Here is an 11,136-nt window from a genome sequence, read left to right as displayed (position 1 = left end):
GATGTCACCTTCGGTGAGGATGAATGTCGGATTCGTTCTGTGCACAGCCCACAGAATTTTGCTTTGCTACGTCGCATTGCCCTTAATGCCTTAGAACGAGAAACATCTTTTCGTCGTCGTATTCGCCAAAAATCACGGCGAGCCGCGATGAATGATGTGTATATGGTTTCTGTATTAGTTGCTGCGCTTCCAAACTCAGTCTCTCTACCATAATCCTTTTGTCAATGAGGTTTGAGACGCGCTAACCCTGAGTGAATATTGGGGACAAACTTACAATAAATGGGTAAGCACTAGTGCGGCTCGTCCCAACAAATGCAAAAATCGGGTGGAGCCGCGCAAAATTTATATGTATTTTTTTTGACTAATAAATTTAAAAGTAAGTATTTATATGCAAATTCAACCTTTTTTACTTCTTTCAGCGATCGCGCTCAATCAGCAAAAATTAACCCCGTACTTTAAGACGCGCTACGGGGTATCAAGGCGGTTGTGGGGGGTATCGTTGACTTATTGGGTTTGGTAGAGAAGGCGAGTATTACGAATTACAACTTATCACTTTTAAGCTTTCCAATTCAAAAACCGCGCATAAATATAAGCGATACCTTCATCAAGAATTGTCCGCACGCCTTGGCTAGAATTCCACCATTTGCTTGGATCATAATCTTGTGTTTTGCCAGCGATCGCACCAACTTTTATGTTAGGGGTAAGTAGTTTTTTGAACAGTAACCAACTCCTACGGGTGTGAACGTCTAAGGAAAAAAGATTAATTGATTGTAGCTGTAAATTTGAATTAGATAGCCAGCGATTAAATTCGGCAGCAGATGCATAACTACGATCCTTAATTACCACAGGTGTTGGAACAGCTACCACCTTCTCCGATTCTAAACCGAGTTTCTTGAAGGTGGCAGCTGACACTTCTGCAAAGTTCTTGTATTCGCTAAGATAATTTCCTTTTTCTATTGTGCCTCCCGTGGTAATTACTAGACGATAAGAACCGTTTTGAAATTCAGTCAAAGCTTGTTGTATGGCATAATCTGGTAGCCATCCTTCAACAACCAATACTTCTGCTGATTTGATCGGGCAAGTCACGGCCAGAAATGAGTGTACATGAGTAATAGTGAAAAATATTAAATAAGCAATCAAAGCGATCGCAATCGCCCACCCCTGAGCCGTAAGTGTCCACATTTCTTGGCGTTTTATTAGTTTTACTTTTAGAAAATTTTGACGCCGACGATTTTTGGTCTGCATTAAATCTTGGCTAAACGTTGGTCTTTCAAGTAGGTGAAGACAGATTTATCTCCAATATCAGCAGGAATTGCTTGCACTGTCTTTCGCAGCGCAAACACCAAAAACAACATCGCCCAAATTCCTAATAAAACACTTTCCCACTGAGTTGGTAAAATTCCTACCAAATGTCCTAACAACAATAGCGGTACTATTAGGGTTAATACTTTGGTTTCCAGACGATTGAAGCAAAAAGCTTCTTTAAAATAAATACCTGTCAAAGCAACGAAGATAAAACCAACTCCAAATAAGGTAATAGGCTGATTGTAAACAGTCAGAGCCAAAGGTTCACTACTAGAGATTGCCACAATCACTGATGCTATACTACCGATTGCCCAAAAAATTTGCAACATTCGGTGCAGTGATGCCATATAAATATGAATGGTAAATAAACTTACACCGAGAGCGAGACTAAAACAAGTATATAGAGGTGTAAGTGCGGTAAAAACAGTCGGGTTATTGTTGAGCAAAACCAAAGCACTGCCTATAGCAAAGCTCAGTGCTGCTACCATTAACCCAGCGCGGTAGATAATTACGCCAGTGCGATCACTTTGAGTAATTGTAAATTCCCCAAACTGACCTTGATAAACTTCTGGTGGAGGTAGTGTTTGCGTAGTCATAGTTAAAAATATTAGTTACGATTTCCTAATAGAGTACAACGGGAAATTGCTGAAGGGCTACTTTTATTATTATCGGCAATGAGACGAACTTATTGTCACAATCCCTAAACTATTTTGTTGGGTAGGCACTGCCTACTGTGCGCTCAAACCCTTATTTTTAGGTTGTGTATAGTGCCCAACGCCAGTTTACCCCACTTGCATAGAAGTTGGAGCAAAACGCAAAGTCGAGCCAACCCTGTTCGCGCAGCATCTTTGCTAGAAGAAGACGGGTTTCCCCTCGCTCATGAAATTTCAGGACAGATGTTTGATGATGAATTAGACCTAGCTTATGCAGCTATTGACGGGATAGAAGCCAGAGGACAACGAAATAATTACGGTACAGAACGTTTTAAATTTAACAATCATTTTTTTTTCACATTGCTTTACATATATTATTTTTTCTACGCTCACCTAATAGGGGTTTCAGCCGTTATCTTGTTGCTAGGTGACGAAGCTTAGTACACGTATCTTTGCGTATTAACAGTGTATTAGTATCGTGATTTCACCTTATTTTTAAAAACTCACCCTATTTTCACAATACAATTTCTAGACTCGCGCTTCACTCTCATACCCTACGGTGTATACACAAGTCGAGTTGGAAATCAAATGGACAGAAAAGAACGGAAAATTATTTTTAAAATCCTTGATTTTCCGTTGTCCCTCTATCAATAATCTGACACTATTAATAATAAGCTTGCTCAACTCAAAACCTTGTCTAATAAGGCTTGTATCTTCTTACCAGGCAAGGATCGGGAGCAATGCGATTTTGTGAGGTCGGCTAAAAAAGGTGTGATGCCTTCTCTACGAGACGCTACGCGAACGGCGGGCGTAGCCATCGCTAAAAATTATATTTAGGTACAAGGTGATTTTATTTGCAAATAAAATACTGGTTTACACAAAAATTTATCTTGATGAAATATCTCAAAAAGATTGCTAGCAAGTCATTTGACGATTATTTATAAAAATATCTGCAATCAGTCTTTAATACTTAGTATGAATTATGTCAAAAACGAAATTAAAGACAGATTTAAAGTATAAAATTTATCAAGTAGTTTGGGGTTTGATAAAGGAATTAAAGATAGAACCACAAAAATTATCCCAACTTCCAGCTATCCATTGACAACGCAGATGTAATATAATTTCTGCATTATCTTTCAACCAAAATTTACTGTTTCCTTTGATTCTTAAATTTACAACTTGGCGGATTAAACTCTCAATTGCACCACTGCCAATAGGTAATTTTTTATTTATTGCTTTATCGGAATTTAAACGCCCTTTACGATAAGCATCTAAAATATAATTTCACTTAACTACTATAATCTTACACCGCTCTCCAGTAGCTACGGCAATTAACTCATCCATGTGTCTGATTAAGGATTTAGCATTACCCTTTTTCAAAGTATTTCTGGCTTTTATAAACCATTTTTTAGACTCTGTTTCTTCTTGATTTGCTGCGTCTGCAAATACTTTTAAATTTTCCGTAACATGATAAAAATCGAAGAGTTGATAAGTTTCGATTGGGCATCCTAATCGTGTCAAAAGTGGGGGAATATGTATCCAGATCCACTCCGCTCCATCCCCGATTAATAAGACTTGCTTTGCTTGACTAATTCCTAAATCAACTAAATGTGCTTCTAAAATCTGTAAAAGCGCTTTGTATCCATCATAAGTACCATCATTAGTAATAGGGATTTCCGAGTTATTCACTTTTTTACCTTGCCCGTCAACAACATAAATTGTTAACAACTTTGGCTCAATCCATTGACCAATAAATCCATGTCGCTTTGTTTTGGAATTTTTTCTTTCCTTTTTATTAATCCTAATTTTACTCCTACCAGGGAGCAACGCGAAAAAGTGAGATCATGGTGAAGAGAGCAGTTCTTAGGCAGGGGAAGTAGGGGAGGCAGGGGAGGTAAAACAATGAATAAAGAAGCAATCAAAGATCATAAAGATTTGGGGATTTATAAAATTGCCTTTGAAGCGGCAATGAAAATTTTTGAGCTATCAAAGAAGTTCCCTGTGGAGGAGAGATATTCGTTAACTGATCAAATTCGTAGATCCGACGCTCGAAGACTCGCTACCGCTTCGCTATCACGTTCTGTTTGTGCTAATTTAGCTGAAGCATGGAGAAAACGGCGTTATGAAGCTGCTTTTATCGCTAAATTAAATGATTGTGTTCGGCAAGCGTGTCGCAGACAGGCTGAAGCAGCAGAAACCCTTTCCTTGGATTGAATTTGCTGTCAAATGCAACTACATGAATGTAGAAGTAGGACGAGAAGTTTATGCAAATTACAACCAAGTACATTTTAGTGCTACTTTTTTCCCGACTTTTGCAACTCCATTACATCAAACTGCCGACTTCAGCCGACTGACAAAAGCAAGTGCGATCGCTTAGTTTTGTACGGTGTATTATGCCGCTATCTTACGCACCCTACCAGATTGAAGCTTATTCCCTCACATCACAAACTAACCTTTTAAATAAAGATAGAGAAATAATAGTTGTGTTTAACAACGTTTGCACCTCATTAAAATCAGCATTACCCGTAATAAAAAAATCTGCTCCTGCTGCAATGGCACAAGCTAAGAACTTTGCATCTTTCCTATCTCTGGGGAAATCAACCTCCACATCCACATCAATTAGTGTTGTAACTGAATCAATTAAATAAACCCATCTTTCGTATTGTGCCTCAGTTAACTTTAAACGAGGACGCTTTAAAACGTCCTTATACTCTGCGATAATCTCTGCCGATACAACCCACTCAAAAGCAGAATTAGCAATCACAAATAAAATTACTGTCTCTGGATTTTTATCAGCTATAGCAGCAGAGACTACAATATTAGTATCAATAATAACTTTCATTCTCCCTGTCTATAAGCTTCAATCTCTGCTGCTATTTCTTCATCAGTCAAGGGATTATCTGCGTGTATTGCTTGTATTTCTTTGAATAACTTTTTTAATTCTTCTGCTAAAGTAACCCTTTGATTATCGTCTGTCAAAATAATCACTTCAACCCTCTGTCCTGCTTTAAATGGTAAATCAGATAATACTAACTGCTTTGGATCTTCAATAGTGATATATGTTTTATAAGCGTTCATGGTTTATACTATTACTCAACTACAGATATATTGCAGTCGAAAAACTACATGAACGTCTGCAAGATTTATCGACACAGTTTGCCAATCCCCAATCACGTCCTTGGAAACTCATCGACTGGCAAACAATTAATCGCAATCAAATTATCGGTTTAGACGCAGAGGTATTTCTATCTATATTGATAGGTGCAATGAACACCGAAGCCCCGATTCGCAGCTATACCCAGACAAGTCGGCAGTATTTGGAAAAATTGCATCCTCAGATGGCTCGGTTTGTTGGTGGAACAGTCGGTGAAGATGGCGAACTGCTGGAACTTGGTTTGTGGGAAAAAGGAAGAACGTCAGCACACACCTGCATTAATCAAAATCCCAAATTAGCCTATTTCAAGAGTAGTAACACCAAAAATATGTGTCCAATCAAGACTAGGCTCATTGGCAGTGTACATTCGCACACATTCAAACACCAATTGCATTTTATAACTTTCAACTAAAGAAATTGCCTGGTGATTAATATCAGGAACATCTAGATAAATCTGACTTCCATTAGCATAAGTTGATAAAGCAAAAAATAACTTTTCTGCTATTTCTTTATTTTCCGCAAATAAAGGACCTATTTTAAACCCCTCACTAACTTTTCTAATAACTCCATAACCCAATAATTCCCCATTGTTAACTACAGCATAGCCTTGACCACTTGGTTGATTAATCCATGTTTTAAGAAATAGAGGACGAGAACTCGGAAAATATTGACTATCATAACGACAAAGTTGGTCAAAATTAACTGTTTTTAAATCAATCACATCTTCAGCTATTTTCCCGTTAATTATACCTTGATAACGAAGATGAGAATGAGCAGATTTAAATCCAAACTTTTTGTAATTATTAACTTGTTCTAAAACCGTATCCAAAGCCGCAGATTCATGAGAAATTAACTTCAAAGCTTCATGCCAAGTTTTTAAGCCATATCCTTGTTTACGATATTCTGACTTAACAATATAAAGCCCGATAAAATTAAAACTTTCACTATATCTAGCCACCACTATAGAACTAATAGGATTGCCATTTAATTCTCCTATCAAAAAACTACCTGCATTCGCAACATAAAAGTTATTGGCATCATCAACTCCTGGATGCCACCCTTCGGCTTCTGCCCAACTTAAGGCGATTTTTAAATCGTCTATTGTCATTTGACGAATAATGAAATTATTGTCAGTAACTGAATGAACAACAGCATTTAATTGACTCATTTTACTTATTCCTTAAATGAACTCACGTTAATGAAAGTCTTGTAGAACAACACCTTTACACAGCAGATACTCCAGAACCAGATTTGCTAATTCGTACCAGCGGTGAGATCCAGTTGAGTAATTTTCTATTGTAGCAATAGTGTATACAGAGATGTATTTCACCGATATCCTTTGGCCAGATTTTAATAGAGAAGCATTTTATCAGGCTTTGTTGAGCTACCAAAGACGCGATCGCTATTTTGGTAGACTAAACCTTCACTATCAGCTTAGTGTACTAAACACCAGACATACTTGAGATCAAATAAAAGCACCCATATTACCACGATGGTATATGAGCGCTAATAAATAAAAAACCTTATCGAGGATAATCTATCTGCTATGACAGACCGAAGTAACTATAAGAATAACAGGCGCTGGGTAAATAAACTGCAAGGGTAGTTACAAATGTATTGTTAAAAATACTACTTACCGTAAATGCGATGCTTGACTTAGCCAAAATCCAATCGATTGCTCAATCCTATTCTCCTCAAGAACTCTTTGCTGCTTTGGTTTGGCAGCGTCGGTTCAATGAGTTTGATGGCAAACAAGTGATTACTGACCTTTCCAACCACAGGAATTTATGGGCAAGCTTTCTGTTCACAAAACCAATCTTTGCACCAGATGAAAACGGTTTAAGCTTTGGTGGTATGGTCGATACCCTCCTTGCAATGGCAAACTATCGTCCCATGCCTGAAACCAGCATGATCCATTTCATTGCCTATCCTGCCGATACACTATACATCCTTGCAGAGAACCAAGACACAAAAGTGTCTGAGCTTTTAGACTTGGGCAAAAAATGGCGAGCTGACTCCGTAGAGATAAGTGATGGCACGAATGAAAATTATAGTTTGCGCCTGAAGCGCCGACTGAGAACTAGATTGGAAGGGGCCCTATCAGCTGAAGATGTTCACCGATATTCTGATGCGGTCATTGTTTGTTATTGGTGGGATTGAATACTTAAAATATCTCAATCAGAGAAATCGTGGACTACAATATGCTGTTTTCTTCCCGATCTTAGCATGCACCCAAATTGAGCAGCGATCGCAGTCTCTTAATTTTTTTTGAGTAAATTATTCTTTGTTAGGTACTGAGCCGAAATCCTCGGCTCAATATTTATATTCCATATCACAAAATCAGACTTATTTAATTATTATTTTGTCAATATAGCAATCCTATTTTATTTTTGAACAGAGAAAATTTGAAAAGCTTATGAATCAAGCATTTTACGTAATGTATTGTTCAAAAACTATTTAGGATTGCTATCGTAATTATAGAAATTATCAATATGATGTAATGTTAATTCTTTCCCAAAATAGTATTTACTAGAATTTAATACTTGCGATAGAAACTGATGTTTTGGTAAGTTAATTCAGAAAAAATCCTGATATCAAAAATTTAAAGTTAACAAGACTCTCTTGCTAAATCTACTTTAAATTTACTTATCAATCCATTTTAAAATCGCAATAAATTTTTCCACTATTTTATAGGTGTTGGGAGTGATCATGGCAAAATATCTACTAGCTTTTGCTAGTGGGATGGGATTTTTATGTTTAATTGTCGGGTTATTACCTGTGCAAGCCCTTCCTAGTTTAGAAATTGCAGATAAAAACGTAGCTGTTAATCAAGATGATGGCAGCTATGAAAAGAATTATTCTCATCAAAGCGATTTAACAAATAACATCTCCAGTAAATTGCTGATAGTTAATGAGAACCAAAAAAACTTACCCTCAGTCAATGAACAGCAAAAAATTCAAGATATAGGAGTAGATTCTGCTGTTAACTTGCGGCAGCCAATCATACCACAACCTGTAAGTTCATCTCCAAACTCATACAAACTTGCACAAGTAACATCCGTATCGCAATTGTCTGATGTACAGCCGAATGATTGGGCTTTTCAGGCACTCCAATCTTTAGTCGAGCGCTATGGTTGTATCGCAGGTTATCCCAATCAAACCTATCGCGGTAATCGGGCGATGACTCGCTATGAATTTGCTGCTGGCTTAAATGCTTGTTTAGACCGAATCAACGAACTGATTGCGACTGCAACTGGTGATTTGGTCAATAAAGAAGATTTAGCCACGTTGCAAAAACTACAAGAACAATTTGCGCCGGAATTGGCAACATTGCGGGGTCGAGTAGATGCTGTAGAAGCTCGCACAGCACAACTAGAAGCAAATCGGTTTTCTACTACAACCAAACTCAGTGGAGAGGCAATTATTGCTGGTGTTGGTGCTAGCGGTGGCGCTCCTAATCAGAGTGACCCGAATATCATCCTAGTCAATAGAGTGCGGTTAAATCTCACCACTAGCTTTACTGGTAAAGATTCATTAATTACTGGATTGCAAGCTTATAACTTTTTGGGTGGAGCTGATGGACAGGGTAGCCTGCAACAAAGTTTAGGATTAGCTTCGCCACTTTTAAGTGCAAGTAGCGCTCGTACCAGTTTTGAGCCGCAATTTCCGGGGTTAAATGTCAATACTTTGTCGGGTGTTGGTGCAAACAGTATTCAGGTTTACAAATTGCTGTATATCTTTCCCGTCGCTAATAAATTAACCTTGTTTGCGGGAACTGCGGCAGAAACATCAGATGCTTTCCCAGCAATTACGCCTTTTTATGGTGAAGGACAAGAGTCAATTTCTCGTTTTGGCAACTTGAATCCTGTGCTACGGGTTTCTGGTGGGACTTCGGGTACTGGTTTAGCATCGGCGGCGGGATTTATTTTTAACATTTCGCCAAATTTTGATTTAAGAGCTTTATACGGCAGTGTAAATGCCAATTTACCCGAAAAATCTGCTAATGAAGCAGTACCAGGAGTTTCTACTACACCTTTGGGAGCAGGTTTATTTAGTGGTAGTAGTATTATTGCCACACAGTTAACCTTCAAGCCAAGTCCTGCTCTGGATATTGGTTTAAACTATGCCCACAGTTATCACGAAATCAATATTTTGGCTACAGGATTAGTTAGTAGTGATATCGGTGCTTTAGCAGGGGTTGCAGTTGGAACACCACTCACACTCAACTCTGTTGGCGGTACGGTAACATGGCGATTGTCTCCCAAAATAGCATTATCTGGATACGGTGCAGCAATATTTGTTGATGCTGCTTCCAATAACGTGGATGCTTCCACCACCTTTACAAGTTGGATGGCGGGAATTCACTTCAGAGATTTATTCAAGTCAGGAAACACTGCCGGGATTCTTTTTGGTCAGCCGCTTTTTCGTAGTGATAGTGGTGGTGCTGCTCAACTTACGCCCACAGGCGACAATCGGACGACTCCTTACCATTTAGAAGCCTATTACCGCCTTCAAGTTAGCGATAATATCAGCATTACCCCTGGTGCGTTTGTTCTCTTTAACCCAGAAGGTAACAGCAACAATGACACTACGACTGTAGGTGTACTTCGGACTACTTTTACATTTTAAGAGATTGGGAGTAGGCAGTTAAAATCCCCCAATTTCTTGGGGGATTTTGATATTGGATAACAAAGCTTACCGAATGGCCGAAGTGCAAGCTACATTTGAAAGAGACGCGATATTTCGCGCCTCTAAAAACCAAAATCAAAATTTTAAGTGTTAGCTTAAATCTTTGTTTGTAAATATTGCACCAACTGCGGTGCTTGCATTACTCCCTCTATCCGCTCCACAGGCTGACCCTGCTTAAACAGTACTAAGGTTGGTAGAGCATGAATTTGATACTGGCTGGCTAAATCTGTGTATTTTTCTGTGTCAATTTTGACAATTCGCAGGCGATCTTTGAGTTGGGCATTGACTTGCTCTAAAATTGGCACCATCATTTGACAGGGGCCACACCAGTCAGCGTAAAAATCTACTAATACAGGTACGTCAGAAGCAGACAGCATATCTTCAAAACTGTTAAATTGCTTTTTTGTTGCCATGTGATACACACCGATTTTCAATTGTTTGTTTCAATAGTAGTTCTTAAAAAATAAAATCGGTATAGGTTCATAGGTTTTTATAGGTAAAAGATTAGATTAGCTAATATTAGAATGATTTGCCAGCCAAAAATCTTAAATAATTATAATAAAATAAGTATATTATGTTAGGTTGTGCATCTGGATTAAATATGTATTTAAATTTATCAAGATTGACCAAATCATTATAGAGGCTTTCATAAGAGTAATGTCTACGAAGGCTATAGATGCAACACTTTCTAGTCTATCTAGTTAAGCGAATATATTACTTAAAGTTATTCATCTATTTACAAAGAAATAACTATAGATATTTAATCAGAGTAAAACGTTAATTATTGTTATTCGAGTTATATAAGAATCTTATTTGATTTATGAGAATTGCAAACCGTAGATTCTCGATAACTTTTATGAAGTCGGGGATTTTATTTTTGCGCGTTTGATTCAGCATAGCTATATCTAGCTAAATATGACGTATAACTTTATCCATTAGCAGGGTTAGCGCGTCTCAAACCTCATTGATAAAAGGATTATGGTAGAGAGACTGAGTTTGGAAGCGCAGCAACTAATACAGAAACCATATACACATCATTCATCGCGGCTCGCCGTGATTTTTGGCGAATACTACGACGAAAAGATGTGTCTCGTTCTAAGAGGATGTTTGAAAAGTCTAAAAGCGTGTGTTTCACTACCCTGGCTACCGAGAAACTGCCACGAGAGAATCAGAGCTCTGGGATTTGAGATCGCGCCCCTGAGTCGCACTTGAGGCTCAAGCCGACCCTTTTCAAACAACCTCTAAGGCATTAAGGGCAATGCGACGTAGCAAAGCAAAATTCTGTGGGCTGTGCACAGAACGAATCCGACATTCATCCTCACCGAAGGTGACATC

The 11,136-nt window shown here is 38.2% G+C and carries 10 protein-coding genes and 4 pseudogenes; 7 read left to right on the top strand and 7 right to left on the bottom strand.

The window, feature by feature from the left end:
- On the top strand, positions 1–213 hold a 213-nt coding region (locus V7L29_RS32860; RefSeq protein WP_442944307.1), incomplete at its 5' end, for a transposase.
- A gap of 342 nt (positions 214–555) precedes the next feature.
- Here V7L29_RS32860 and V7L29_RS32855 read toward each other — a convergent pair.
- Both V7L29_RS32855 and V7L29_RS32850 read right to left on the bottom strand, forming a co-directional pair.
- Positions 556–1,245: a YdcF family protein gene (locus tag V7L29_RS32855; RefSeq protein WP_334693151.1), complete on the bottom strand. Its 690-nt coding sequence runs from the start codon at positions 1,243–1,245 to the stop codon at positions 556–558.
- Positions 1,245–1,901, bottom strand: coding sequence for a DUF2301 domain-containing membrane protein (locus V7L29_RS32850; RefSeq protein ID WP_334693152.1), 657 nt, complete (start codon positions 1,899–1,901; stop codon positions 1,245–1,247). Before V7L29_RS32850 ends, V7L29_RS32855 begins: the two co-directional genes overlap by 1 nt.
- A 171-nt stretch (positions 1,902–2,072) precedes the next feature.
- Between V7L29_RS32850 and V7L29_RS32845 the strand changes: the two genes are divergently transcribed.
- Entirely contained in the window at positions 2,073–2,399 is a 327-nt protein-coding gene (locus tag V7L29_RS32845) for a hypothetical protein (RefSeq protein ID WP_334738116.1), read from the top strand.
- A 585-nt stretch (positions 2,400–2,984) separates the two neighbouring features.
- Here V7L29_RS32845 and V7L29_RS32840 read toward each other — a convergent pair.
- Positions 2,985–3,776: pseudogene (locus tag V7L29_RS32840) on the bottom strand (ISLre2-like element ISCst1 family transposase); the annotation flags it as partial.
- 84 nt (positions 3,777–3,860) lie between these two features.
- Here V7L29_RS32840 and V7L29_RS32835 point away from each other — a divergent pair.
- Positions 3,861–4,335, top strand: a pseudogene (locus V7L29_RS32835) (four helix bundle protein).
- Positions 4,336–4,386: 51 nt separating this feature from the next.
- Here the strand turns inward: V7L29_RS32835 and V7L29_RS32830 are convergent.
- Positions 4,387–4,800, bottom strand: coding sequence for a putative toxin-antitoxin system toxin component, PIN family (locus tag V7L29_RS32830; protein ID WP_334738115.1), 414 nt, complete (start codon positions 4,798–4,800; stop codon positions 4,387–4,389).
- Positions 4,797–5,036, bottom strand: a complete 240-nt coding sequence (locus tag V7L29_RS32825) for a hypothetical protein (RefSeq protein ID WP_334738114.1) — start codon at positions 5,034–5,036, stop codon at positions 4,797–4,799. The genes V7L29_RS32830 and V7L29_RS32825 overlap by 4 nt, the downstream gene beginning before the upstream one ends.
- 23 nt (positions 5,037–5,059) lie before the next feature.
- Here V7L29_RS32825 and V7L29_RS32820 point away from each other — a divergent pair.
- A pseudogene (locus V7L29_RS32820) lies at positions 5,060–5,402 on the top strand (ferritin-like domain-containing protein); the annotation flags it as partial.
- A 5-nt stretch (positions 5,403–5,407) separates the two neighbouring features.
- On the opposite strand, the gene V7L29_RS32815 reads toward V7L29_RS32820, so the two are convergent.
- On the bottom strand, positions 5,408–6,280 hold the full coding sequence (locus V7L29_RS32815) for a GNAT family N-acetyltransferase (protein ID WP_334738113.1): 873 nt from the start codon (positions 6,278–6,280) through the stop codon (positions 5,408–5,410).
- Positions 6,281–6,306: 26 nt separating this feature from the next.
- On the opposite strand from V7L29_RS32815, the pseudogene V7L29_RS32810 reads away from it, so the two are divergent.
- The 3 genes and pseudogenes from V7L29_RS32810 to V7L29_RS32800 form a co-directional block, all read left to right on the top strand.
- Positions 6,307–6,575, top strand: a pseudogene (locus tag V7L29_RS32810) (undecaprenyl diphosphate synthase family protein); the annotation flags it as partial.
- Positions 6,576–6,759: 184 nt separating this feature from the next.
- Positions 6,760–7,272, top strand: a complete 513-nt coding sequence (locus tag V7L29_RS32805; RefSeq protein WP_334693157.1) for a hypothetical protein — start codon at positions 6,760–6,762, stop codon at positions 7,270–7,272.
- 549 nt (positions 7,273–7,821) lie between these two features.
- On the top strand, positions 7,822–9,741 hold the full coding sequence (locus tag V7L29_RS32800) for an iron uptake porin (RefSeq protein WP_334738112.1): 1,920 nt from the start codon (positions 7,822–7,824) through the stop codon (positions 9,739–9,741).
- A gap of 155 nt (positions 9,742–9,896) precedes the next feature.
- On the opposite strand, the gene trxA is transcribed toward V7L29_RS32800, so the two are convergent.
- On the bottom strand, positions 9,897–10,214 hold the full coding sequence (gene trxA, locus V7L29_RS32795) for a thioredoxin (RefSeq protein ID WP_334693159.1): 318 nt from the start codon (positions 10,212–10,214) through the stop codon (positions 9,897–9,899).
- Positions 10,215–11,136 lie beyond the last annotated feature (922 nt).

Source organism: Nostoc sp. (genome assembly GCF_036916575.1).
Classification (GTDB): domain Bacteria; phylum Cyanobacteriota; class Cyanobacteriia; order Cyanobacteriales; family Nostocaceae; genus Nostoc.
The sequence above is the reverse complement of the archived record's forward strand: the minus strand, read 5'-3'. Positions and strand labels throughout refer to the sequence as shown.

What these genes read in the sequence shown, in the direction of transcription:
- V7L29_RS32855 (WP_334693151.1), bottom strand. Translation starts at nt 1,245, where the DNA reads ATGCAGACCAAAAATCGTCGGCGTCAAAATTTTCTAAAAGTAAAACTA.
- V7L29_RS32850 (WP_334693152.1), bottom strand. Translation starts at nt 1,901, where the DNA reads ATGACTACGCAAACACTACCTCCACCAGAAGTTTATCAAGGTCAGTTT.
- V7L29_RS32830 (WP_334738115.1), bottom strand. Translation starts at nt 4,800, where the DNA reads ATGAAAGTTATTATTGATACTAATATTGTAGTCTCTGCTGCTATAGCT.
- V7L29_RS32825 (WP_334738114.1), bottom strand. Translation starts at nt 5,036, where the DNA reads ATGAACGCTTATAAAACATATATCACTATTGAAGATCCAAAGCAGTTA.
- V7L29_RS32815 (WP_334738113.1), bottom strand. Translation starts at nt 6,280, where the DNA reads ATGAGTCAATTAAATGCTGTTGTTCATTCAGTTACTGACAATAATTTC.
- V7L29_RS32805 (WP_334693157.1), top strand. Translation starts at nt 6,760, where the DNA reads ATGCTTGACTTAGCCAAAATCCAATCGATTGCTCAATCCTATTCTCCT.
- V7L29_RS32800 (WP_334738112.1), top strand. Translation starts at nt 7,822, where the DNA reads ATGGCAAAATATCTACTAGCTTTTGCTAGTGGGATGGGATTTTTATGT.
- trxA (WP_334693159.1), bottom strand. Translation starts at nt 10,214, where the DNA reads ATGGCAACAAAAAAGCAATTTAACAGTTTTGAAGATATGCTGTCTGCT.